The organism is Terrabacter ginsenosidimutans, assembly GCF_039539425.1.
GTDB lineage: Bacteria > Actinomycetota > Actinomycetes > Actinomycetales > Dermatophilaceae > Terrabacter > Terrabacter ginsenosidimutans.
On the sequence record NZ_BAABDC010000012.1, the window covers coordinates 66,163 to 90,049 of the forward strand.

Annotated in this window: 17 protein-coding genes; 7 read left to right on the plus strand and 10 right to left on the minus strand. The window is 69.4% G+C overall.

Translation table 11 applies throughout. The features are described 5' to 3' along the window. Positions 1 to 7: 7 nt before the first annotated feature. From ABD831_RS20915 to ABD831_RS20935, 5 genes are all read right to left on the minus strand, one after another. Positions 8 to 1,054 (minus strand): LacI family DNA-binding transcriptional regulator, encoded by a 1,047-nt coding sequence (locus ABD831_RS20915; RefSeq protein ID WP_344951563.1) that lies wholly within the window; start codon positions 1,052 to 1,054, stop codon positions 8 to 10. A 65-nt stretch (positions 1,055 to 1,119) separates the two neighbouring features. Beyond that, on the minus strand, positions 1,120 to 2,973 hold the full coding sequence (locus ABD831_RS20920) for an ABC transporter ATP-binding protein (RefSeq protein WP_344951566.1): 1,854 nt from the start codon (positions 2,971 to 2,973) through the stop codon (positions 1,120 to 1,122). Then, on the minus strand, positions 2,970 to 3,920 hold the full coding sequence (locus ABD831_RS20925; RefSeq protein ID WP_344951569.1) for an ABC transporter permease: 951 nt from the start codon (positions 3,918 to 3,920) through the stop codon (positions 2,970 to 2,972). Before ABD831_RS20925 ends, ABD831_RS20920 begins: the two co-directional genes overlap by 4 nt. Continuing rightward, positions 3,917 to 4,906: an ABC transporter permease gene (locus tag ABD831_RS20930; RefSeq protein ID WP_344951574.1), complete on the minus strand. Its 990-nt coding sequence runs from the start codon at positions 4,904 to 4,906 to the stop codon at positions 3,917 to 3,919. Before ABD831_RS20930 ends, ABD831_RS20925 begins: the two co-directional genes overlap by 4 nt. Positions 4,907 to 4,967: 61 nt before the next feature. Next, a complete protein-coding gene (locus tag ABD831_RS20935) occupies positions 4,968 to 6,647 on the minus strand; it encodes an ABC transporter substrate-binding protein (RefSeq protein ID WP_344951577.1) in 1,680 nt (559 codons plus the stop codon). 176 nt (positions 6,648 to 6,823) lie between these two features. Here ABD831_RS20935 and ABD831_RS20940 point away from each other — a divergent pair, with 176 nt between their 5' ends. Genes ABD831_RS20940 through ABD831_RS20950 form a run of 3 tightly spaced genes read left to right on the plus strand, consistent with a single transcriptional unit; the run spans position 6,824 to position 14,758 of the window. Next, positions 6,824 to 10,237 carry a GH36-type glycosyl hydrolase domain-containing protein gene (locus tag ABD831_RS20940; RefSeq protein ID WP_344951582.1) on the plus strand — a complete coding sequence of 1,138 codons (3,414 nt, stop codon included), beginning with the start codon at positions 6,824 to 6,826 and terminating at the stop codon, positions 10,235 to 10,237. A gap of 1 nt (position 10,238) precedes the next feature. Then, positions 10,239 to 12,431: a glycoside hydrolase family 3 N-terminal domain-containing protein gene (locus ABD831_RS20945; protein WP_344951586.1), complete on the plus strand. Its 2,193-nt coding sequence runs from the start codon at positions 10,239 to 10,241 to the stop codon at positions 12,429 to 12,431. After that, positions 12,428 to 14,758, plus strand: coding sequence for a beta-galactosidase (locus tag ABD831_RS20950; protein WP_344951589.1), 2,331 nt, complete (start codon positions 12,428 to 12,430; stop codon positions 14,756 to 14,758). Before ABD831_RS20945 ends, ABD831_RS20950 begins: the two co-directional genes overlap by 4 nt. A gap of 1,176 nt (positions 14,759 to 15,934) precedes the next feature. On the opposite strand, the gene ABD831_RS20955 is transcribed toward ABD831_RS20950, so the two are convergent. After that, a complete protein-coding gene (locus ABD831_RS20955; RefSeq protein WP_344951594.1) occupies positions 15,935 to 16,537 on the minus strand; it encodes a Fic/DOC family protein in 603 nt (200 codons plus the stop codon). Then, a complete protein-coding gene (locus ABD831_RS20960; protein WP_344951597.1) occupies positions 16,534 to 17,322 on the minus strand; it encodes a hypothetical protein in 789 nt (262 codons plus the stop codon). Before ABD831_RS20960 ends, ABD831_RS20955 begins: the two co-directional genes overlap by 4 nt. 1,018 nt (positions 17,323 to 18,340) lie before the next feature. On the opposite strand from ABD831_RS20960, the gene ABD831_RS22300 reads away from it, so the two are divergent. Both ABD831_RS22300 and ABD831_RS20965 read left to right on the plus strand, forming a co-directional pair. After that, positions 18,341 to 18,760, plus strand: a complete 420-nt coding sequence (locus ABD831_RS22300) for a recombinase family protein (protein WP_425582865.1) — start codon at positions 18,341 to 18,343, stop codon at positions 18,758 to 18,760. Between the two features lie 149 nt (positions 18,761 to 18,909). After that, positions 18,910 to 19,401, plus strand: a complete 492-nt coding sequence (locus ABD831_RS20965) for a recombinase zinc ribbon domain-containing protein (RefSeq protein ID WP_344951621.1) — start codon at positions 18,910 to 18,912, stop codon at positions 19,399 to 19,401. Positions 19,402 to 19,487: 86 nt separating this feature from the next. Here the strand turns inward: ABD831_RS20965 and ABD831_RS20970 are convergent, their stop codons facing one another. Both ABD831_RS20970 and ABD831_RS20975 read right to left on the minus strand, forming a co-directional pair. Further along, positions 19,488 to 20,426: a hypothetical protein gene (locus ABD831_RS20970; protein ID WP_344951600.1), complete on the minus strand. Its 939-nt coding sequence runs from the start codon at positions 20,424 to 20,426 to the stop codon at positions 19,488 to 19,490. After that, complete coding sequence (locus tag ABD831_RS20975) at positions 20,416 to 20,562, minus strand: hypothetical protein (protein ID WP_344951602.1); 147 nt, start codon at positions 20,560 to 20,562, stop codon at positions 20,416 to 20,418. The genes ABD831_RS20970 and ABD831_RS20975 overlap by 11 nt, the downstream gene beginning before the upstream one ends. A 3-nt stretch (positions 20,563 to 20,565) precedes the next feature. Here ABD831_RS20975 and ABD831_RS20980 point away from each other — a divergent pair, with 3 nt between their 5' ends. Next, the gene (locus ABD831_RS20980) at positions 20,566 to 20,883 is read left to right on the plus strand and encodes a hypothetical protein (RefSeq protein ID WP_344951605.1); all 318 of its coding nucleotides are present in this window, start codon (positions 20,566 to 20,568) and stop codon (positions 20,881 to 20,883) included. Between the two features lie 235 nt (positions 20,884 to 21,118). Then, complete coding sequence (locus ABD831_RS20985; protein ID WP_344951608.1) at positions 21,119 to 22,393, plus strand: hypothetical protein; 1,275 nt, start codon at positions 21,119 to 21,121, stop codon at positions 22,391 to 22,393. An 11-nt stretch (positions 22,394 to 22,404) separates the two neighbouring features. Here the strand turns inward: ABD831_RS20985 and ABD831_RS20990 are convergent, their stop codons facing one another. After that, entirely contained in the window at positions 22,405 to 22,758 is a 354-nt protein-coding gene (locus ABD831_RS20990) for a septum formation family protein (protein ID WP_344951611.1), read from the minus strand. Positions 22,759 to 23,887: the final 1,129 nt, after the last annotated feature.

Here is a 23,887-nt window from a genome sequence, read left to right on the forward strand (position 1 = left end):
GGGAGGGTCAGGCTCCGGCGACGGAGGTCTGGTCCCAGTCGCAGCCGCAGGAGCCGCGCACGACCATGCGGGTGGGCAGCACCTGCGGGTGCACGTCGAAGCGGCGCCCGGCGATGCGCTCGTGGAGCCGGATCGCGGCCCACCGCCCGAGCTCGCGCATCGGCTGCTGCACCGTGGTCAGGCCGGGCGCGAGGTAGCGCGACGTCATGATGTCGTCGAAGCCGACCACCGCGACGTCGCCCGGCACCCGACGACCCTCGCGGTCCAGGAGCACCATCGTGGCGAGCGCCAGCTCGTCGTTGGCGCAGACGAGCCCGTCGATGCCGACACCGGCAGCGTCGGCCGCGAGGAGCTCCTCCAGGACCCGGCGGCCCGAGGTCTCCTCGTACTGCACCCGGATCGGACCGGCCACCTCGGCTCCGCGGCCCCGGGTCAGGGCGTGCTGGAAGCCGCGGTAGCGCTCGGAGACGTCGTGCGAGGTGTCGGGGTCGCCGACGAAGACGAGCCGCTTGCGGCCGTGCTCGAGCAGGTGCCGGGTCAGCTCGGCCGAGCTGATGAAGTTCTCGACCTGCACCGCGTCGCAGCCCTCGATGGCGTCGCGCGCGACGAGCACCGTCGGCGTGGTCCGCACGATCTGGCGCACCATGGCGTCGCTGATCGTGTCGTTGGCGATGACGATGCCGTCGATGCGGCCCAGCATCTTGCGCACCGAGGCCTCGGCGTCCTTGGACGCGTCGCAGACGACCACGACGACCGACTGGCCGTCCCGGGCCGCCGTCGACTCGAAGCCCGACAGCAGCTCGGAGTAGTAGGGCCCGCGCAGCCCCGGCAGCACGAGCCCGTGCGTCTCGTGCGTCGGCACGTCGACGGGGCGGCCGCCGCGCAGGGGGACGTACTCGAGGTCCTCGACGGCCCGCAGCACCCGTTGCCGGGTCAGCGCCGACGCCGGGGTCGAGCCGCTGAGCACGCGAGAGACCGTGGCGATGGACACGCCGGCACGCTCGGCCACGGTGTAGATCGTGACCGGTCGCGCGTCGTCGTGCTCCGTGGACACCCAGGCTCCCTCGTTCGGGACCACTGTGCACGGGAGCGTCAGGCAGCACAACTCGGACAGGCACGTCAGAACGGGTTGGGGATGGCGTCGAGCAGGGTGCGCGTGTAGTCGTCCTTGGGGGCACGGATGACCTCGAGGGTCTGCCCCTGCTCGACGACCTTGCCGTTGTTGAGGACGATGACCTCGTCCGAGAGCATGCGGGCGCTCAGCAGGTCGTGCGTGATGTAGAGGATGCCGACGTCGTTCTCCTTGACGAGGTCGTTGAGCAGCTCCAGGACCTCGGCCCGGATCGAGACGTCGAGGCTCGAGATGGGCTCGTCGGCCACGATGATCCGCGGCTCGACCGCGAGCGCCTTGGCGATGATGACGCGCTGGCGCTGACCGCCGGACAGCTCGTAGCCGTAGCGGTTGACGAAGCGGTCGGCCGGCGTCAGGGCGACCCGCTCGAGCAGCTCCATGACCCGTTCGCGCAGGGCCTCGCCCTTGAGGCCGTGGTAGTTCGCGAGTGGGCGGGAGAGCACGTAGCCGAGCCGCTTGGCTGGGTTGATCGAGCTGTAGGGGTCCTGGAAGACCATCTGGACGTCGCTGCGGTAGTGGCGCAGCGCCCGGCCCCGGAAGCCCGAGACCTGCTTGTCGCCGTCGGCGCCGTGGAAGACGATGCGGCCGGACGTGGGGCTCTCGACCCCGGTGATCATCCGCGCGAGGGTCGACTTGCCGCTGCCGCTCTGCCCGACGAGGGCCGTGACCTCGCCGCGGCGCAGCTCGAAGCTGACGTCGGTCACGGCCTCGGTGCGCGTGACCGTGAACCCCCGACGCCGCTCGAAGACCTTGCTGACCCCCTCCACCGAGAGGACGACGTCGTTGGTCAGGGCGCTGCGCGACTCGTCGGCCGTCTTGACGAACTGGGGCCCCTCGAAGCCGCGCTTCGGCTCGCCGTGCGGGCCGGCCCCGCCCTCCTCGTGCTGGAGCACGGCCACGTGGCAGGCGGCGCGGCCGCCCTCGAGCGGCACGAGCGCGGGGTCCTTCTCGAGGCAGCGCTCGATCCGTTCGGGGCACCGTGCCGCGAAGCTGCAGCCGACCATCGGCAGGCTGAGGTCCGGCGGCCGGCCGGGGACGTAGGTGATCTTCACCGTCTCCTGGCGCGGGTCGCCGTAGGAGCCGAGCAGTCCCTTCGTGTACGGGTGCAGGGGCTTGCGCAGGAGCGCGCCGGCGCTCTGGTCCTCGACGATGCGGCCGGCATACATCACGAGGATGCGGTCCGAGAGGTCGAGCACGGTGCCGATGTCGTGGCTGATGAAGAGCACGGCAAAGCCCTGCTCGGCCTGGAGGCGCCGCACGTTCTCGAGGATCGAGTGCTGCACGACGACGTCGAGCCCCGTCGTCGGCTCGTCGAGGAGGATGAACTTCGGCTCGAGCGCGAGGGCCAGCGCGAGGTTGACGCGCTGGCGCATGCCGCCCGACAGCTCGTGCGGGAAGGCGGTCATGAACTTCGGGTCGATGATGACCATCTCGAACAGCTCGCGGATGCGGCGCGTGACGGCCTCACCGCGCAGCGACGAGTGCTGCTCGATGGCGTCGCGGAACTGCCCCTCGACCCGGACCACCGGGTTGAGCGAGTTCATGCTGCTCTGGAAGACCGTCGAGATGTCGCGCCAGCGCAGGGCGCGCAGGTCGTCCTCGTGCAGGTCGGTGATGTCGGTGCCGTCGAAGGTGATCGAGCCGCCGCTGATCCGGCCGGGTCGCTGGAGCAGGCGCAGCAGCGCCGTGCCGAGTGTCGTCTTGCCCGAGCCGGACTCGCCGATGAGGCCGACGAACTCGCCCGGCTCGATGCCGAAGCTGACCTCCTGCACGGCGTCGAGGGGCCGGGAAGCCTTGGGCTCGTAGCGGACGCTCAGGTCGCGGACGTCGAGCAGGGTCATGCGTCCTCCCTCAGGTGGGGGTTGCTCAGCAGGTCGACGCCGAAGTTGATGAACGTCATGGCCGTCATGAGGATCGCGAGGACGAGGCCGGGGACGAAGACCCACAGCCACAGGCCCTGCGCGATCGCGCCCTGGGCGTTGGACTGGTAGAGCATCGTGCCCCAAGAGACGCTCTGGCTGTCGCCGAGGCCGAGGGCCGCGAGGCCCGCCTCGGCGCCGATCGCGCCGGTGGCCGCGCCGACGAAGCTCGCCGCCACGAGCGAGGTCATGTTGGGCATGATCTCGCGGAACACGATGCGCCAGGTCCCCTCGCCGGAGAACTTGGCCGCCGTGACGAAGTCGCGGTTGCGCAGGCTGATGATCTGCGCGCGCTTCGCACGAGCCGCACCGGCCCACGAGGTGATCGAGATGACGCCGACGATGAGCCAGATGCCGCGGACCTCGGAGTAGGCCACGAGGGTGATGATGAGCGGCAGCGCCGGGATGACGAGCGCGACGTTGGTGACGAAGGACAGCAGGTCGTCGAGGATCGTGCCCTCGGCGTAGCCGGAGATCAGGCCGATCACCGTCGCGATGACGGTGGAGATGAGTCCGGCGAACAGCCCGACCATCAAGGAGATCCGCGAGCCGTAGATGAGCTGTGAGGCGATGTCCTGACCGCTCGTCGTCGTGCCGAGCCAGTTCTCCGCGCTCGGGCCCGCCAACGGCTCGAACGAGCTGTCGAGCGGGTCCTGCGGCGCGATGAGGGGCGCGAAGACGGCGACGAGGATGTAGACCACGAGGATGACGACGCCGACGCGGGCCTTCTTGCTGCTCCAGATCACCTGCCACCACTGGTCGGGCCTGGCGCTGTCGCTGACCTGCTCGACGGCGAGCTCCTGGCCGAGCTGGGCAGGGTCGCCCTCGGCCATGAAGTCCTCGGTCGGGATGGGGATCGGGGTGGTCATCCTTCGGCCCTCCTGGCGCGCGGGTCGAGCACTCCGTAGAGCAGGTCGGCCGCGAGGTTCGCGACGAGCACGCCCGCCGTCGTCAGCAGCATCAGGGTCTGCAGCAGCGGGTAGTCCTTGTTCTGCACGGCCTCGCCCATGAGCCGGCCGAGTCCGGGGTAGTCGAAGACGGTCTCGACGAGGATCGCCCCGCCGAGGACGCCGCCGAGGGCGAGCGCGAAGCCCGTCACGCTGGGCAGCAGGGCGTTGCGTGCGGCATACCGAAGGGCGACGTCACGGTCGCGCAGGCCCTTGGCCTTGGCGAGCCGGATGTAGTCCTCGCCGAGGTTCATGATCATCGTGTTGCGCATGCCGAGGATCCAGCCGATCGGCGTGACGATGAGCAGGGCCAGCGCCGGCAGGAAGGAGTGCGAGACCGCCTCCTGGATGAACGGCCAGTTGAAGCCAGGGGTCGCCTCCTCGTAGCCACCCGACGTCGGGAACCAGCCGAGGCTGTAGCCGAAGACGTAGAGCAGGAGCAGACCGATCCAGAACGGCTGCAGCGTGCCCAGGAACGTCGACCCCAGCGTCACGATCGAGTCGAGGCGCGAGTTGCGGCGCCACGCGGCATACGCCCCGAGGACGACGCCGACGACGAACGACACGACCTGCGTGAAGACGACGAGCACGACGGTCCACCAGAACGCCTGCGCGATCACCTCGGTGACGGAGTAGGGGTAGTAGGTGTAGGACAGCCCGAAGTTGCCGTGCACGAGCTCACCGAGATAGGTGACGTACTGGTTCCAGAGCGAGCCGTCGGGCGCACCGAGCATCGCTCGCATCGCCTTGACCTGAGCCGGGTCGAGCGCGGCGTCCTTGCCGGCCAGGCGCTTGACCATGATCTCGGCGGGGTCGCCCGGCTGGAGCCGCGGGATGAGGAAGTTCAGCGTCACGACCGCCCACAGGGTGGCGAGGAAGAAGCCGAACTTCCTTGCGAAGTAAGTCATCTGGGCCTCCCGACCCGGTCCGGGACGGCTCGGCGAGCCGTCCCGGACCGACGTGGGTGGGTCACTTCGGGGCAGTGAGGTGCGTCAGCACCAGCAGCTTGTCGTCCTGCGGGTTGGCGTACGCGTTCTCCTCGCTGGGCCAGCCCACGGCCTTGTCCGTGCGGTAGAGGATGCGAGCGGGCGCATAGATGAGCGCGGTCACCGGGTACTTCGTCATCATCGTCTCGACGAGGGGCGCGAGGTCGGTCTTCTGCGCCTCCTTGTCGGTGTCCGAGGCCAGCTTGGTGACGGCCGCGTCGACGGCGGGGTCCTTGAAGCGCTGGACGTTCGGGAAGATGTCGGTCTTCGTCGGGATCTGCGTGCTCGACAGCTTGGCGCCGATGTTCTTGGCGAGCTCGCAGCCACCGTGCAGGTACTCGAGCATCAGCTGGAAGTCCCCGGTCTTCTTCTGCCCGTCGACCGAGTCGGGGGCCGAGGCGGTGACCTTGGCGCTGACCCCGGCGTCGTTGAGACCCTTGACGACGACGTCGGCGATGGCCTGGTAGTCGATGAAGCCGGCCTGCACGGAGAAGTTGACCGCGAGCGGCGAGCCGTCGGGGTTGGTGCGCTTGCCGTCCGCGCCCTTCTTGTAGCCGGCCGCGTCGAGCAGCTGGTTCGCCTTGGCCATGTCGAACGGCATGACGGTGTCCTCGCCGGAGTACTCCGCCGGGACGAGCGAGGCCATGGAGGGCAGCTTGAGGCCGGTCTGGCTGGCGGGCTTCATGACGCCGTAGGTCGCCTTCAGCGACATGTCCTGCTTGTTCATCGCGTAGGAGATGGCCTCGCGGAACTTGACGTCGCTGAACGGCGCCTTCTCGTCGTTGCCCGTCAGGACGGTCATGCCGTTGGGGGCGTAGTAGAAGTGGTTGTTCTTCGGGTCCGCGTCGACGAACGTCTTCTTCGGGTTCGGCACCTCGCCGTAGTACGCGTCGAGCTGGCCGGCGCGCAGCTTGAGCGCCGCCTGCGCCGCGTCGTACTGCCCCTCGAGGACGATCTTCTGGACCTTGACCTTGTCGGCCTGCCAGTAGTCCGCGCGGCGCTCGAGCACGAGGCGGCGGCCGTTGTAGCTGCCGACCTTGTAGGGGCCGGTCGAGACGGGGGTCTTGTCGACGTACTTCGTCGGGTCGCCCACCTTGGAGTAGACGTGCTCGGGCAGCATCTTCGTGCTGATGATGCCGTCGTACTTCGGGGCCGCGTTGCCGGTGAACTCGAAGACGACCTGGTTGCCCTGGGCGGTCACGGACTTGGCGGGGGCGCCGAACGTGTCGTTCCAGACGCCGGCCTTGTCGAAGGCGGGGTACTGCTTCATGAGGTTGAAGGTGAAGGCGACGTCCTTGGCCGTGAAGGCCTGGCCGTCGCTCCACTTGACCCCGTCACGGATGTCGAAGGTCAGCTTGGTGCCGCCCTCCCACGTCGACTTCGTCGCGAGCCACGGCGTCTCCTCGCAGGTGAGGCTGTTGCGCACGATGAGCGGCTCGTAGAGCCACGTCGCAGTGAGCGGCTTCGGCGAGTTCGGGTTGTAGTTCACCAGGCCGCCGACGGCCGCGTCGGCCTCCGACGGGAACGTCAGCTGGGCGATCATGCCGTCCGCCGACGCCTTGCTGTCCTTCTGGGCGGCGCTGCCGGCGCAGCCGGTGAGGGCGAGGGTGGCGGCAGCGAGGCCGGTCACGATCAACGTGGGCTTGGTGCGAGTTCGCGTCATTGCGGACCTCCGTCAGGGGGATTTTTTGTCAGGTTAGGTGCGCACTCATGACGACTGTCAACGTTCTGGGGGCATGTAACTACTTTCATGGGGTCGCTCGTGCGCAGCCTGACTTTCATTTGTTTTCAAGGGGATTCGCTATGGAGTGAAAACAGGCCCGCTGGTAGACAAGAACAGTGCTCGACGACAACGCCGTCCTGACCGCACCGCCGGTCCACTCCCTCGAGAGCCGCGACACGATCCGTGCCGAGGTCCTCGACAACGGTGCGCTGCGCCGGCTCGAGGCCTTCGGGACGAGCCTGCTGCTGCATCCCGCGACCGTCGCAGAGGCGGGTCTGACGAACGTGCACCTGCGCGTGCACCGACCGGACGGCCTACGTCGTCTCGCCCTGCTGGGCCCCGGCAGCGGCTCCGTCGTGACCGCGGCCGACGACGCCGTGACCGTCACCGGGCACCACGAGTCGCTCGACTACCGCCTCGTCCTGCGCCTCGGCGGCTCGACGGAGCAGGCCACGTGGCACTGGGACCTCGAGCTGACCAACACCTCGGGCGAGCCGGTGACCGCCGACGTCGTGCTCACCCACGACCCGGCCCTCGCACCCCTCGGCGCGGTGCGCACGAACGAGTACTACGTCAGCCAGTACCTCGACCTCACCCCCGTCGCCACCGACGGCCACGGCATCGCCGTCGCGGTGCGCCAGAACATGCCCGGCGAGCGCGTGCCCTGGCTCATGGTCGGCACGACGGGCACGGGGACCGGCTGGGCCACGGACGCGCTGCAGCTCGCCGAGCGCACCGCGCACGGCGTGCGCTGGCCCGGCCTCGACGCGGCCGACCTGCCGAACGCCCGCCTGCAGCACGAGCACTCGCTCATCGCCCTGCAGGACGCCCCGGCCGAGATCGCGCCGGCCGACACCCGCCGCACCGGTTTCTGGGGCATCGCCCTCGAGGACCACCCCGAGGCCACCTCCGACGCCGACGCCCGCTGGGCCGAGGCCGCCCTGGCCTCCCGCGCCGCGCTGAGCGACGCCCCCCGATCCGACCACAGCGTGGCCGAGCCCACCCCTGCCACGCTGTGGTCGTCAGCCCCCGCCTTCGCCTCGCGCCCGCTCGACCGCGCCGAGCTCGAGGACGCCGACCTCGTCGACGGTCGGACCCACGTCGAGACCGACGGCGACGGCACCGAGCTCGCCTGGACCGTCCGCGGCGGCCAGCTCGTGACGCCCGCCAAGGAGCTGGCGGTCCTGCGCCCGCACGGCCACCTGCTCCGCACCGGCGACTCGTTCACCCCCGACTCCCGCTCGCTCGCCTCGACGGTGTGGATGGCCGGCACCTTCCACTCGCAGATCACCCGCGGGCACGTCGGCCGCAACCCGGTCGCGACGGGGCGCCGCACCTACCTCGGCCTCCAGCGCGCCCACGGCGTGCGGCTCTTCGTCGAGGACGCCGACGGCTCGTGGAGCCTCCTCGAGTGCCCGAGCGCGTGGTTCACGGGTCTCGACCACTGCACGTGGTGGTATGCCGGCACCTCGGGTCCCGTGCTCACCGTGACCTCGAGCGCCCCTGCCGACGAGCACGCCCTGACCCTGTCGGTCGGGCAGCGTGGCGGGGCACCGCGTCGGGTGCTGCTCGCGATGCAGGTCGCCGACGACCTCACCGAGGCACCGTCCGTGACGACGGCCGGTGACCACGTCGACATCACGACGGTGGGCGACCCGCGCCCGTGGCGCGTCTCGTGGTCCGGAACGGGCAGCCCCGAGGTCGGCGACGCCCGGCTCCAGGCCGACGGCGTCAGCCGCGGACCGGGCTGGCTCACCGTCCTCCTCGACCCGAGCGAGCAGGTCGAGGTCGTCGTCGCCTCGGGCCCCGGCGCCGGGGATGCGGTCGCCGGAGAGATCACCCCGACCGGCGAGCGCCTCGGAACGTCGTTCTGGGACAAGGCCGGTCACGCGGTCAGCCTCGACGGCTCGTCGCTCGGTGCAGGTGGCGACTCGGCCGACAACCTCTCCGCGGCGCTGCCGTGGTTCACCCACAACGCCTTCGTCCACTACCTCTCGCCGCGCGGCCTGGAGCAGTTCTCCGGTGGCGCCTGGGGCACGCGTGACGTGTGCCAGGGACCCGTCGGCCTGCTCACCGCGCTCGGCCGTCAGGATGCCGTGCGCGACGTGCTGCTGCGGGTCTTCCGCGCGCAGAACGCCCGCGGCGACTGGCCGCAGGCCTTCGAGTTCCTGCCGCCGCTCCCCGAGACCGGGCAGCAGGACTCGCACGGCGACGTCGTCTTCTGGCCGGTCCTCGCGGCCGGTGACTACCTGCGCACGACGGGTGACGCGAGCCTGCTCGACGAGACGGTCGCCTTCGTCGGCGAAGACGCCCTCGGCGAGCCCGCGACGGTCGCCGAGCACCTCCGGCGTGCGGTCGCGCGCATCGCGGAGTGCACGGTCCCCGGGAGCCCGCTGCCGGCATACGGCCACGGCGACTGGAACGACTCGCTCCAGCCGGCCGACCCGCACCTGGCCGCGCACCTCGTCTCGACGTGGACCGCCGTGCTGCAGACGCAGTCGCTGCGCACCCTCGCCGAGGGGCTGCACGCGGTCGGGGCACTGGGCGACGCGGCCGCCCTGGGCGCCGACGCCGACGAGCTCGCCGAGCGCACCCACGACGCGCTGCTCGACCAGCTGGCCGCCGACCCGGTGCTGCCCGGCTACCTGCTGCAGCACGAGGACGGGAGCTTCGAGCCGCTCGTGCACCCGAGCGACGAGCGCACCGGGCTGCACTACGGCGTGCTGCCGTGGATCCACGCGATCGGCGCCGACCTGATGACGCCCGAGCAGGCCCGGCACCACCTCGACCTCATCGAGGAGCACCTGCTCGGTCCCGACGGGGCGCGCCTCTTCGACCGTCCGGTCAGCTACGTCGGCGGGCCGATGGCGGTCTTCCAGCGCGCCGAGGCGAGCACCTTCTGGGGCCGCGAGATCGGCCTGATGTACATGCACGCGCACCTGCGCTACGCCGAGGCGCTGGCCCGTGTCGGTGACGGCGCGGCCCTGCTCACCGCCCTCGCCAAGGCGAGCCCGGTCGGGCTGGATTCGCTGGTACCCCAGGCACGCCCGCGTCAGACGACGTGCTACTACTCCTCGTCCGACGGTGCCTTCACCGACCGCTACGACGCGTCGGAGCGCTATGCCGCGCTCATGGCCGGCGACGTGCCGCTCGAGGGCGGGTGGCGCGTCTACTCCTCCGGGCCCGGGCTCGTGCTGCGCCTCGTCACGGAGGTGCTGCTCGGCATCCGCCAGCGCGGGGCGGACGTCGAGGTCGACCCGGTGCTGCCGCCCGCCGACGCGTCCGAGGGCGCGAGCGAGCTCACGGCCCGCCTGCCGCTCGCCGGCAACGACCTCACGGTCCGCTACGTCGTCGGCCCCGAGGGCCACGGCGTGCACCGCATCACTGTGGACGGGCGCGAGCTCGACCTGCGCCCCCTGAGCAACCCCTACCGCCGGGCCGGCGTGGCCGTCCGAGCCGCCGACCTGCTGTCCACCCCCGAAGGCGCCGAGCCCACAGCGCCCGCCGAGATCATCGTGGAGACCCACTGACATGACCACCGTCACCGCCACGTCCGTGCGGCCGTGGCTCGATGCCACCCTGCCCGTCGAGGAGCGCATCGACCTCCTCATGACCGAGATGACCCTGGCCGAGAAGGTGGGCCAGACCCACCAGGTCGCCAACATCGACCCCGACGCCGACGCCCCCGAGATCGCGGCCGGCCGGATCAGCTCGAGCCTCTACGCGTCCGGCCCGACCGGCGGCAACGAGCGCGACGAGGGCGTGCTCGTCGGCAACATCGACGCCGCCCAGCGCCACGCCGTCGAGGGCAGCCGCCTCGGCATCCCGCTGCTCTTCGGCCGCGACGTCATCCACGGTCACCGCACGGTGTGCCCGATCCCGCTCGGCATCGCCGCGTCGTTCGACCCCGACCTCGCCGAGGAGATCGGTGAGATCGCGGCCCGCGAGGCCGTCGTCGACGGTGTCGCCTGGACGTTCGCGCCGATGGTCGACATCTCCGAGGAGCCGCGCTGGGGCCGGGTCGCCGAGTCGCTCGGCGAGACCCCGGTCCTCTCGGGGCGTCTCGCGGCCGGGCTCGTCCGCGGCTTCCAGGGCGACGACCCGAGCGACCCCCACCGGCTCGCCGCGTGCGCCAAGCACTTCGCGGGCTACGGTCTGTCCGCCGGTGGCCGCGACTACGACACGGTGAGCGTCGGCGAGAACACCCTGCGCAACCTGCACCTGCGCCCGTTCAAGGAGGCGGTCGACGCCGGGGTCACGACCGTCATGGCCGCCTTCAACGACGTCGACGGCACCCCGATGCACGCGCACGAGCACCTCCTGCGCGACGTGCTCAAGGGCGAGTGGGGCTTCGACGGCATGGTCGTCGCCGACTGGAACGGCATCGGCCAGCTCGTCAACGCCGGGGTCGCGGCCGACCTGCGCGAGGCCGCGGTGCTCGCGATCCGCGCCGGGGTGGACCTCGACATGTGCGGCGGCGCCTACCTCGCGCACCTCGAGGAGCTCGTCGAGTCGGGCGAGGTCGACCTCGCGCTCGTCGACGACGCGGTGCGGCGCGTGCTGCGCCTGAAGTTCCGGCTCGGGCTCTTCGAGCGGCCGTATGCCGCGCGCCCGGGCGCCTCGAACGCGCCGACCGCCGAGACCCGTGCCGTCGCGCTCCGGGCCGCGCAGGCCGCGCACGTGCTCGTCAAGAACGACGGGGTCCTGCCGCTCGACGCGTCGCCGGACGCCGGCTCCGTCCTGCTCAGCGGGGCCTTCGTCGACGACGGCGACGCCCTGCTCGGCACGTGGGTGCTCGACGGCCGGGGCGAGGAGGTCGTGACGCCTGGCCCGGCGCTCCGCGAGCGCCTCGGCGACCGGGTCACCGTCGCTGACGGCCGCTTCTCCGACGTCACGCTCATGCAGGCGCGGGGCGCCAAGACGACCGTGATGCTGCTCGGCGAGCACCGCTCCCGTTCTGGCGAGGCCCAGTCGGTGGTCGACATCGGTCTGCCGCCCGGCCAGCTCGAGGTGCTGCGGGCGGTCGCCGCCTTCGGCAAACCGCTCGTCGCCGTCGTCTACACCGGCCGACCGCTCGACCTCAGCGAGGTGCTCGACCTCGCCGACGCCGTGCTCGTCGTCTGGCACCCCGGCGTCGAGGCCGGCAACGCTCTCGCGTCCGTGCTGCTCGGCGAGGTGGAGCCGCATGGTCGCTTGCCGATGACCTTCCCGCTCTCGACCGGGCACATCCCGACGAGCACGCACCAGCGGCCGACGGGCCGACTCATCCGTGCCGACGTCGACCACGAGGAGGGCCGCTACATCGACGCCCTCACCTACCCGCGGCTGCCGTTCGGGCTGGGCCTGTCCTACACGAGCGTCGACTACGGCGCGCCGGTCGTGTCGTCGCCGACGCTGCCCGTCGACGGCTCGGTCACGCTCACCGTGACGGTCACCAACACCGGCGACCGGCCGTGCCGCGAGGTCGTCCAGCTCTACTTCCGCGACCCCGTCGCCGAGGTGACCCGCCCCCTCGTCGAGCTGACCGACTGGGCCCTGGTCGACCTCGAGCCCGGCCAGGCGCGCGAGGTCACCTTCGACGTGCGGGCCGGGCAGACGGCATACGCAGGCCGTGACCTCACGACGCGTGTCGACGCGGGAGAGATCGTCCTGCTCACCGGGCCGGACTCGGCCCGCCTCCAGCCTGTTTCCGTCACCATCACCTCCCCGGAGACCTCCTCATGATCGAGACTGTCCGCCGCCAGATCCGCATCGACGGCGAGCCGTCCATCGTCATGTCGGGGGAGGTGCACTACTTCCGTGTCGCGCGCGCGGAGTGGGCGCAGCGCCTCGACCTGCTCGTCGAAGCGGGCTGCGACACCGTCGCCTCCTACATCCCGTGGATCTTCCACGAGCTGCCCGACGGCACCCTCGACGTGACGGGTGAGACGCGTCCCGAGCGCGACATCGGGGCGTTCATCGACCTCGCCGCCGAGAAGGGGCTGCGGTTCATCGCGCGGCCGGGGCCGTTCATCATGGCCGAGCTGAAGAACGAGGGCATCCCGTTCCGCGTCTACCGCGACCACCCGGAGATCGTGCCGCTCGGCTGGGACGGCGTGCAGGTTTCGTCGCGGACCGTCGATTACCTGGCGCCGGCGTTCCTCGCCGAGAGCGCCCGGTGGTTCGACGCGATCATGCCGGTGCTCGCGCCGCGGCTGCAGCCGGCCGGTGGACCGATCATCGGCGTGCAGCTCGACAACGAGATCGGGATGCTCGCCTGGGTGACGAACTCTCCCGACCTCACCGACGGGCTCGTCGCGTCGTTCGGCGAGTTCGTGCGGTCGCGCCATGGCGGGTCGGGGCCGTATGCCGTGTCGCCGGGTGACGAGGGCTGGGCCGAGGTCGTGCGGTCGCCGAAGGAGGAGTGGGCGGGAGCGCTGCGCCTCGATCTGGGGCTCTTCATGCGGCAGCGGTTCGCGTCGTACGTGGCGGCGCTGCGGGGTCTGTGCGAGTCGCGGGGTGTCTCGGGCGTGCCCTTCTTCGTCAACATCCACGGCACCGAGGGCGGCAACGGCGCGCCCTTCCCGATCGGCATCAGCCAGCTCGTCGACACGTATGCCGGCATCCCGGGGATGGTGTCGGGGTCGGACCACTACCTCGGCGAGGCGACGCTCAACACGATGACCGACCTCTACGTCATCAACGCCTTCATGGCTGCCGTGCACGACGCCGACCAACCGCTCACCTCCCTTGAGTTCGAAGCGGGTTCGGGCGACTACGGCGCTGGCGCGGAGATGCAGTACGACCCGTCGACGGCGGACCTCAAGACGCGCCTGTGCCTCGCCCAGGGCAACCGGCTCATCAACTACTACCTCTTCGCCGGCGGCATCAACCCGCCGCTCGACGAGCGCGTCGACGACGGCAACGACCGCGTCAGCTTCACCGGTGAGCGGCACGGCACGGCGGCGCCGGTCGGCCCGGAGGGTCAGCGGGGCTATGCCTACGAGGCGACGGCGGCCGGCGTGCGGGCGGTCAAGGCGAACGAGCCGTGGCTGGCCCGGATGGACGAGGACCACGACGACGTGTCGCTGGGGCTCGTGCTCGACGCCTACATGACGGAGTACCACCACCCCGGGTCCGAGGTGATGACTGATGTCGTGGACGACCTCACGTCACACCGAGGCGCTGGTGAGCGCAAGGCGCTGGCGCGCTCTCTTCTGCTTGGCGGGTTCCGTTATGGCGCAACGCATCTCGAGCGACGTGACCCCGCGCCGGGGTCGACGGTGCTCGTCGGGACCGGGCGCTTCCTGTCCCGGGTCGTGCAGGAGCGCCTCGTCGGGCATGCGACTTCGGGCGGCAACGTCGTGCTGCTCGGACGGGTGCCGGAGCGTGACCTCGACGGGTCTGAGTGCACCGTGCTGGCGGACGCGTTGGGTATTGCTCCGGGTGAGGTGGTGCGCGACACCGGCCACTACTTCCCGTCGCTCGTCGCGCACGGCTGGGCGCAGCCGTGGCCCGAGATGCGTGCCGGGTGGATCCAGCGACTCTCGCACGAGCGCGGCGACGTGGTCTTGACGGACGTCTACGGCGGGGTGTGTGGTGTCGACGTGCCGCTCGGCGAGGGTCGCGCCATCGTCCTGGCCGCGCAGGTGCCGTCGGACCCGCTGCTCTTCGACCGGGCCCTGTCGAGCCTCGGCGTGACTCCTGGCCTGCGGCTCGAGACGCAGTGGCCAGGCGTGTTCGCCACGACGACGAGCACCGACGACGGGCAGCGGGCGCTGCACGTCATCAATACCTCGGGCGCACCGGCCACGGTGACGGTGGCGCTCGACGGCACCCCGATCGCTGCGGGCGCGACGCTGAGCGTGCCCCCACGGTCGGGCCACATCCTGCCCCTGGGGCTCGAGGTGGCCGGGCGGCGCCTCGACTGGGCCACGGCGGAGATCGCCGGCGTCGACGCCGACGGCACGATCCGCTTCCGGCTCGGGCTCGACGAGGACGGCGGCACGACGGTCATCGTCGACGGCCTCCCCGTAGAGCTGGCCCCGGGGGAGCACTCCCTGCTGCCGTAACGGTCCGCGTCTGCGCGGAACGGCCGGGGCTCGACAAGGAATCGCGCCTCGGCCCGTTCCCTCAGCGACCAAGCATGACGACAGGTAGCCCATCCCGCCCACATAGGGCGTGCCAGGCAGCTGGGTGAACGTACTCCAAGAGATCCTGATTAGCTGTAGTCCAGACGGGCGGTTTCGAGGTCCATGAGCAGTTGCTCCGGCGCCGGGCGCGTTCGGCGACAGTCCGGCATGGGCTGGGGGTCGACTTTGCTGGGCCGGGCCACCAGGACTCGCGATGCCTCGGTGAGATGTGTGCCTTAGAGTCTGCCGAAGCGACGAGGAAAGGGAGGGCCGATGGCCGCGAGTAGAACCCGCACGTGCTCCTGGTGCGGTAAGGACGGTCACGACAAGCGTTCGTGCACTGTTTCGCCGAATGCAGGTGCGTGCAGCGTGTGTGGCTACCACGGGCACGACAAGCGCAACTGCCCACGCAAGTGGGCGGTCTCCGGTTGAGCCGCTCTCAAGGCTGAGTCAGCAGGGGTGAAACTGACCCCTGATCGGGTGAAAACGGACCCCCTCCGTGAGCCTGGAGAGGGTGATCGGCGTGGAGCACTGGGCAGAGATTCGCCGGTTGCGCGGGCCGAGCGGATGCCGATCGAGCGATCGCTCGTCGGTTGCGAGTGTCCTTGAGCGCCGTGCTGCGGGTGTTGGTCAAGGACAGCCCACGCCGGTGCGAGCGGCCAGGCAGCGCTCATGCGTGGATGCGGCGGAGCCGGCGGTGATCTGGGCCGGGTCCGCCGCCAAGAATGAGGCATTTGCCAACTACCTGGCTAGCGCCGAACTGCGCGCGGTCGCGGTCGACGTCAACGGCTCCAAGTCAGACAGCGGACCCGAGGCGTGGAAGCAACCCGCCCGGACATCTACGAGCGGATGCGGGGGGATAATGATTCCCATGAGCGCTCCTGCGGTCATACCCCGGCGGCTGGCCGGCACAGGATCGAGCCCTCGCTGCTGCCCGGCACTTCCGTGCCGTCCACCTCGCCACAGAGGGTCTGACGTACCGGAACGGCCGGGGCGTATGACCTTCGTGAACGCGCGCCCGGCGCTGTCCTCGCACTGGTCGTTCGGGTCCTTTGCAGGCGGGAACAGCCGCCGCGGCTCGCTTGTGCGCGACCTTACCTACTGCCAGGGCAGGCCCTACCAAGTCAGAATGCGGCCTAGCATGTCGCGCATCTCACCTGTGCCCCCTCCATTCATGGCGATGATGCACACGCGATTGTTCTCGTTGGGCAGGACTGCCTCCCAGCCGATCTGGTAGCCGCACCGTTCCGCCAGTGCGTCAATGATCAACCTCTGAGTGCGACCATTTCCCTCGCGAAAAGGGTGCACATAGTTCAGTTCAGAGTAGTGCTGGGTCAGTGCATCCAGCACCTGGTCCCGTGGCTCGTCGGCGTGCAGTCGATTATCCGCCTCAATCTGTTCGTACTGATATTGCAGGCCGATTAAAGGGGGGCCAGACAGGAACTCCGAGGTGTCCTTGCTGAGGTATACGACCCGAACTTGCCCCGCCCAGTCGTACACTCGGTCGAACAACAGTCTGTGCACCTCGAGGTGGTGCTTGGGCTGGAAGGACCCGATCACTCCCTTCAGGTACCGCACCGCGCGTCGGTTGGACAGCGTGGCCAGATCGGCTTCGGCCTGGTTCAGCTCCTCGCGGTCGGTGATGCCCAGCAGGTTTCTCAGCACGTTGGTGCCCGGGATGAGGTAAGGATCATCATCTTCGACGGGAGAAAGGCTCACGACTCAGCGTTCCTCTGCTGGTTCGTCTCCACGCGGGTTCGAATTGCCTCCTGCGCTTGGTCCAGCGCCGCCTCTTCAGCTTCGACATCCTCCTCCAGCACCAGCAGAAGCAGTTGCTTGACTGTGGCAGGGCTAGGCCGAACGCCTTCCAGCAGCGACGAGGCCAACGCCGCCTTGGCCAGCCGAGCCTGGTTGCGGGCATCGCGCGGCTGCCGGCGGCTGATCCGCGCCATCGCGTCAATCGCGTGGAACTCCGCGGCCAAGCGCTGCCGCACGGGCTCTGTCTCGGCATCGGGATCTGGAAGGGACTGGTCCAACTGCACCTCCACGAGGTGAGCGGCTAGCTGAGCGACGTCATCGGGAGAAAGATGCGAAGGACGACGGTTGAGGAGTGTCTGGGCCAGGTCTCTTTGTAGCTGCTTCACCCCGAAGGGGTCTGGGCCCAGCGCTGCGCCGAATGCGTCTCGGACCACTTCGCGGATAGGGCCAATCTGCGCTTTGGCCACGTCGACGAACTGCTCCCTGAGCTGTCGGGAGAACGGCTCTACCGCTCGGGTGACGGCGAGGTCCATGGCCTCCCTGGCCTCAGACGATAAGAAGGTTGGAGAGGCGGGTCTCAGCTGCTCGCTCAGCGCCTCGGAGATCTGCATGATCGACACGTGCATCTGCGTGGACTGCATCATCATCTGGTAGGTCTTCCGCAGCTGGCGGCGTTGCTCTGCAGTGAGCGATCGCACCGCCAGCTGACCCGGCTCCCTCCACGGGTCGCGCTCCTTGCCCGGCATTACCACGCTCCCCGATTGAGGTAGAGCGCAAACGTTGACCGCGGACCCGGGGCGTCGCTCACGAGCCCTCCCGCCCGGGCAGCCGTAGAGACCATTGTTCGGCAGATGATGTTGTCGCGACGGACATAATGCGCTCAGTTCGTTAACTCGGTGCTCGTTGAAACTCGCGGCGCGAGCCTCTGGTTTGAGCAGGATGTTGGTCGATGCGTGGGCCCGATTCAGTATCCTCCGCCGGTGAGGTTGAGGCCACGCGCAGACCCTTTTCGAGGGAGCGGACCAACTCACCAGACCGCGCGGCCGATGGTCTCGTCCCAATCCATGTCCACCGGTCCGGTGCGGTAGCCCGCGCAGCCGAGCTCGTAGGGTCATCCGGCTCTGCGACGGTCGTCAGCAGCGAATACAGCTGAGAGTGCGCGAAGGGCAAGTGAGCGGGGCGACAGCTCGCAAGGCTCTGGGCCCGCTCCCCTCACACGTTCGAGCCCTTGCGCCGGCCGACGTCGCAGGAGCGACAAGCCCTCCTGCAACGTCGGGAGGTTCAGCCGCGCAACCGGCAAAGAGTCAACACAATCGTTCACGATCGTGTCGACAGCACCTGAATACTGATTCCCGGGCGGCCGGCCCCTTCGGCAGTCTTGACTGGCACGGGCTTCTGCAAGACAACCCTGGCCCCCGTATCCATCGGGCGACGAGATACGGGTTTTCGTGCCGCTCCTCGTCATAGACGGGTTGGACGGCCTCAGCCACCGAGCCGACAAGCACGGGTAGGTTAGCGGTGTCACCAAGTGCTCTACAGCGTCCTTGGTGACCGGGCGGGCGCCACTCAAGAAGTTCGTCCGAGGGCTGCAGACGGGGCGAGGTCACGATGCAGTTGTTGTTTGAGCCGCTTGGACTCGTCCGTCTACGGAACAGCGACGACGAGCTGGTTGAGCGAGTGGTCGTGCTGCAGGACTTTCTTGGGCATCCTGCCCAACGGGCCTTCTTTGTGACGCACGACGGTGGCGTGGACTCAGCCGCAACGATGGCGGTGCCCTGGGCACCAGACGCGGCATGTGTCCAAGTCCGTCCTTCCGCCGCGACACGACCACCTCGAACTCAATGCGGGGGGCCGGTGTCATCGAGAAGGTCCGAAACCCATTGCGCGGGCACGAACGAACTCGGTGGCGTCGGGATCCAGAACGCTCCTCGCCAAGGCCCAGCGCGGCGCGGTCAACCAAGGCACGCGCCCGTTCGGGGGGGCGACGACAAGAAGGCGCTGCACCCCAAGGAGAGCCGCCTCCCCCGCAAGGCGATCCAGGACGTCATCGACGGCGTGCCCACGCGCGAGATCGCCCGGCGCTGGAACGCCTCGGGCGTCACCACGACGCGGCGCAAGGGGGACCACACCGCCGTCCGGCAGGTGGCGCGGAACCCGGGGCTGGCCGGGTGGCGGACGCACTAGAAGGCGGCCGCCCGCGACGCGAGCGGCCAGCCCGTCCGCGGGGTGTGGACGCCATGGTCGACCAGGCGACGTACGACGCCCTGCGGGCCGCGCTCGACGGCTGACGGCCAAGGAGCCGGCGCGGGGAGCAGAAGTACCTCCTCAGTGGCATCGTTAGGTGCGGCGTGTGCGGCTCACGGATGACGGGGTCGCGGACCAAGCAGGGCCACGCGTACGCCTGCTCGGTCGAGGGGCAGGACCACAGGCTCACGATCGCCGGCCGGCAGACCGACGACCTCCTGACCCTCCTGGTCGAGCAGCGGCTCGCCCACGTCGACCTCTCCGGCGAGCCGGCGGCGCCGCAGGAGTGGGACGGCGAGGCGCGGCTGCGGGCGATCCCGAGGCAAATCAAGGAACTCATGGCCGCGTTCGGCGGCGGCGTCCTGTCGGGAGCCATCGTGTTCCCGCAGGTGCAGGCCCTGGAGGCCGAGCAGGCTGCGCTGGAGCGGGACCGCCCGCGCGCGGCGACCCGGCCGTCCGTCGCGAGCGCCTACGCCTTCCCGACACTCGACCCTCGACCGGCGCCGCGCGGTCGTCGACTCCCTCGTCGAGGCGGTGGTCGTCGGCCGGGCCGAGCGCCCCGTGGACGCCGGACCGGCTGAAGGTCGTCTGGCGCGCGTGACGTCCGCCGCGAAGGCCCCTGCCGCGAACATCGCGGCAGGGGCCTTGCCCTGTAACGCTCGCCCGCTTACTCCGCCGCTTCGGCAGGGTCGAAGGGAGTGGCCTCCAGCCAGTACGCATCGAACAAGGACTGCAACTCCTCGTGCCGACCGCTCAGGTGGAGCTCCGAGTGCTGGCCCGTGTAGATCGCGTTCACGTTCGGGACGTTGCGCGCGGAGTCGGCTCCGATGATCCAGCGGTCATGGGTGTCCCGGACCTTCGTGCTGTCGATCGTCCTCCACGAAAGATCGACGGAACGACCGGCGAACTCGCGGCGGAGGTCGCGGTACTGCTTGAGGGGGCGCTTGCCGTCGTGGTCCGACAGACGCAGCGACAGCACACGCACCCGGCTGACCTTGGCCCCGTCGACAGCCTCCCACAGCGCCTCGAAGGCCACCGGCATGAAGTGCTTGTCGAGCCAGTCAATGTGCCCCGTCCGCTCCGCCAGCACCCGACGCAGCCAGACCTTGTTCCCGAACGGGGTTTCCGGCGAGATGTACACGCTCGGCGGCACAGTGTCGACCTCGGCCGCGACGGGCGAGAGCAGGACCCGGACTGACGAGGTCCGTGGGTTGTACTCAACGATGTGGGCGCGGTCCATGAGCGTGAGGAGCGAGCCGACCGTCCGGTCGGTCACTCCCCAGACGCCCTGGCTGCGCAGGACCGTCTCGACGCGCGCGCGGTCGGCGTTACGCACCCCCGCCAACAACTGGGTCACCGCCGTGGCGGGCGGGTAGTTCAGCACGCAGTCCTGCAGCGTCGCGTCCCCCTCGGCGTGGCTCCCCCGGATGAACTTCGCGTTGAAGTAGGTCTCACCTGCCTCGCTCAGGGTCTGCCGGTCCTCCCGCAACAGCCCGAGCCTGACCAAGAAGGCCTTCAGGGGGTCGTCCCCCGGCGCGGACGCCCTGCGCTCGCCGACACGGCGCAGGGCGTCCTCGTAGGACTGCCAGCCGCGGTCAGGCAGCATCGCCGTCGGCCGGAGCGCCCGGCCCCGAACCGTCAGCACCGGCAGCGGCAGGCTGTCCGATGGAGTCGGCGAGGGCGGACGCGGCCTCGACCGACTTGCCCACGAGGGCGAACGCGGACGCGGGGAGGGGCGCCATGGCGTGTATCGCGAGGACGACGTCGCCGGTGGCCGTCGGCCAACGTCGACGGCGAGTTCCAAAGCGATGGAAGCCGTAGGCGAGAAGCTCGCCGCAAAGATCACGTTCTACGCGGTCGCCAAGGCCGCCGGTATGAACGACAGCGCAAAGATGGATCAACCTGCAAAAGGAATCTGCAGTCGCATTGCGGCCGGAAAGCCCGCCACTGTCGGCCCGTGGATGAAGAACGACTTCCACCTCAAGGGAGACGTCGCCGCCAAGGTGGCCGTGGCCGCGATCCTGTTCGAGTGCCCCAAGTACAAGTCGCTCATCGGATCCTGACCGCGTTGCCCGTTGCGGCCTGGGAAGGGAAACCCCCAGGCGCGTCACATCGCCGCGTGGATTCCGTTGCCGCCTTGTTGCGCTCGGCAACCACACCTGCAGGGCAGCCCCAGCCGGGACCGCGGCCCGCCGCGTGCTCGTAGCATGGGTAATGCGCGACGTCGACGGGCGGTCGACGGTGGTCGCCTGTTCCTGAGAGGTGGTCGATTAGGTCATGAGCTCAGTTTCTCGGTGGATGGATGATCACCCCCTCTCGGCCTCGATCGCGGCGGTCTCGCTGCCTGCGTGCCTGTGGGCAACCGCCGGCATTGATCACGCGGTAGAGGTGTGGGGACAGGGACCTGACGCCCGGCAGGCGACCATCCGAGGATTCACGATCCTCGCCATGATCTACGTGAGTCTCGTGCTGGTTCTGTGGGCCGCCCACAGACGGATCCGCCGCCGCGGTATCGGCGACGGAGCGGTGCACCCGAGCCTCGCGGCGCTGGTGTCAGTGGGCGTGGGCATCGGCGCCATCATCTACCGCAACGGGACATTGGTGGATGCGGCCGCGTTCGGCGTTGTGGCTATGGCGTTTCTCTGGGTGGCACATGTGGTGGTGCGCAGCATGGTGGGAACCAGGCGTCTGCTCGTGAATGGGTCCGATTCCGTCCAGGCGGCGCTGGGCAGTGAACCGGGGCGGAAGGCGGAGTCGACCACCGACAATCAAAGCCCCTCGTGGGGTCCGCCAGCCAGCGCGGGTGCAGCGGTGATCAGGCGACCGCGTAACGTCCCCGGGGCCGTCACTGCGGCCATCATCGCCGGCCTGTCTGCGCTGACGATCGCGATCGCGAAGTCGACCCACGCATGGTGGGCGTTCCCGGTGTTCCTGTTGATCCCGACATTCGTGCTGTGGACCTCCCGCCGCGCCAAGTTGGTTGCGTCTCGCCTACACCCAAGCGCGACTTCCAGCGCTGCGGTCGAAGGAGACGAGGTGGCTGACGAGGAGCGGCACGAAAACGCAGCCCCGGTGAAGGCCGAGGACGCAACGCTGCTAGACGCCCCGTTGCACGTCCCGCGTCAACTGAGGGTGCGCTCCAGAGCGAGGCTCGTGTGGGCCGCGATCTTCCTCGCCATGGGACTGGGAATGATCTACGCCTTTGTCACGCCCTCATCGACGTTCGACGCGGGGGCATTCATCATCGGTGGCTCCCTGTCCATCCTGGGGCTGTTCCTGTTTCTCACATTTCTGCAGCTCGGGATCGTCGCGGACGAGGAGGCGCTGGTTCTCACCAATGCCTTCAAGCAGATCCGAATCCCGTGGTCTCAGCTGGACGACATCGAGTTTGCTCCAGCGGACGGCTCGCTGATCAGCGGAATCTTGTATGGGATGGTGTTGGTGACGCGCGAACCCCGCAGCTTCGGCGTGGAGTTCCTAACCGGCAGTGCCTCTCCTGGCACCTACCTCGATGATGCGCGCCGGAATCTACTGGCGATGCGCGACGTGTACGCGCCGGCGTCATCACGTTGATAGGGCTGCCGTCATCTGCGGCTGCCTCGCAGTGAGCCGGTGCGGGGAGTCGTCTCCTCGTACACGAGACAGACCACCGTATGGTCCCCGTCCTGCCACCCGCTCACGTCCGCGGTCCAAGGGTCGATCGAAAGCCGCGAGTCTTCGTACTTCACGCCCACATACCGCTCGAAGCTCGGCTCACACTTCTTCGTGGCCGCCTTGACGATCTGCGCATCGCCGGGCCACTTGGCCGGGCCAGGCAGCGACTCCTTCGCAATGACCTCGTCGTAGTGCGCCGAGCCGCAATCGACGACCACGACGTCGGGGTCCGTCGATGGCGGATCCCGGGTGCACATTCCGGGCCTGATGTCCTCCCAAAACATCGTGACCCCGATTGATTCAGTTCCAGTAGGCGCCGAGGACGATCTTGGCGCGGAAGACGCAGCGCCGCGGGTCTCTGCCCCGGCCGAGATCGTGGACGTTTCGGCGGGCCTCGTGCCTGCAGCCGGGGCCCGCAGCGCGTAACTCAGACCGGTCGCGGCAACCATGAACACTGTCGCGATCGCGAGCTGACGCAAGCCGCGCGTACGGACCAGGACTGGCTCCGTGCCCCGAGCCGCGCTCGTGACCGCCTCGCCCTTGGGTGGGCCCGCCGCCGCGGTACCGCCCGGTGTCTCCTCATGCCGCTGCGCAGCCGGCGGGTCATGCCCAGCCACGCCGTTGGAGCTCGGCTGAGTAGCCGACACCGCGGCGTCTCTGTTCTGTGCAGACCCCTCGGGTCCATCGTTCGACGACGACCCTGGACGCGCAGGTTCAGGAGCACTAGTCGAGTCAGCGGGCATGGCGAGCACCCCTCCTCCACAACCTCAAAATCACGGTAGCCAGCCGGTATCGAGTTGGGGCCGAAACTTGACCATGCCGTGCGGCAAGCGGGGCATTCGGCCCTTTCGTCACGCGCTTGGTACCAACAGATCGGTTACGACAGGACTCCGCAGGCGTTTGGGGAGCCGCCCATGCCGTCGAAAGAGGGCTCAGCGAGACTGGTGCCGAACGGCGCGTCCTCAATCGCGACGTCTGAGGCTCGGTCCGAACCGTGATAGCGCCGCTCAGAACAGTCGGCGCAGAAGCGGACGCCGGTGTGGTCCTCATTCGCGAACCTCCAGTGGCGCCACCCGAACGTGCACCGCTGCTTGTCGTTGCCATGCCCAGATGTTCCGGCCTCGGCCGCGGCCTCGTCTGTGCCGGTGGTGACACAAGCGCTTGCCACTCGGCTTGTCGGGAGATGGCGAGTTGGCAGCTCCTGGTTGAACTCGTCCGGGCAGCGACCGGTTGCTAATGAGGACATTTCGACCCGCGGTCCGGACGGTCCCAAAGCTGCGTCACTTCGCCGCCTGCCGGGCGCTCGATTTCTACGCGATCCCGCCAAAGGGTGAATGGCCCTCTGAGTCACCTAGCCCGGGCGGTCAGGCCTCGTCCGGCGTCTGGGTGGACTCGTCCCGAGTGCGCTCCGGG

Bases quoted from the DNA above. Each gene is read 5' to 3' on its own strand.
- ABD831_RS20920 (WP_344951566.1), bottom strand. From the start codon at position 2,973: ATGACCCTGCTCGACGTCCGCGACCTGAGCGTCCGCTACGAGCCCAAG.
- ABD831_RS20925 (WP_344951569.1), bottom strand. From the start codon at position 3,920: ATGACCACCCCGATCCCCATCCCGACCGAGGACTTCATGGCCGAGGGC.
- ABD831_RS20930 (WP_344951574.1), bottom strand. From the start codon at position 4,906: ATGACTTACTTCGCAAGGAAGTTCGGCTTCTTCCTCGCCACCCTGTGG.
- ABD831_RS20935 (WP_344951577.1), bottom strand. From the start codon at position 6,647: ATGACGCGAACTCGCACCAAGCCCACGTTGATCGTGACCGGCCTCGCT.
- ABD831_RS20945 (WP_344951586.1), top strand. From the start codon at position 10,239: ATGACCACCGTCACCGCCACGTCCGTGCGGCCGTGGCTCGATGCCACC.
- ABD831_RS20950 (WP_344951589.1), top strand. From the start codon at position 12,428: ATGATCGAGACTGTCCGCCGCCAGATCCGCATCGACGGCGAGCCGTCC.
- ABD831_RS20960 (WP_344951597.1), bottom strand. From the start codon at position 17,322: ATGCCGGGCAAGGAGCGCGACCCGTGGAGGGAGCCGGGTCAGCTGGCG.
- ABD831_RS22300 (WP_425582865.1), top strand. From the start codon at position 18,341: ATGGCGGTGCCCTGGGCACCAGACGCGGCATGTGTCCAAGTCCGTCCT.
- ABD831_RS20970 (WP_344951600.1), bottom strand. From the start codon at position 20,426: ATGCTGCCTGACCGCGGCTGGCAGTCCTACGAGGACGCCCTGCGCCGT.
- ABD831_RS20975 (WP_344951602.1), bottom strand. From the start codon at position 20,562: ATGGCGCCCCTCCCCGCGTCCGCGTTCGCCCTCGTGGGCAAGTCGGTC.
- ABD831_RS20985 (WP_344951608.1), top strand. From the start codon at position 21,119: ATGGATGATCACCCCCTCTCGGCCTCGATCGCGGCGGTCTCGCTGCCT.
- ABD831_RS20990 (WP_344951611.1), bottom strand. From the start codon at position 22,758: ATGTTTTGGGAGGACATCAGGCCCGGAATGTGCACCCGGGATCCGCCA.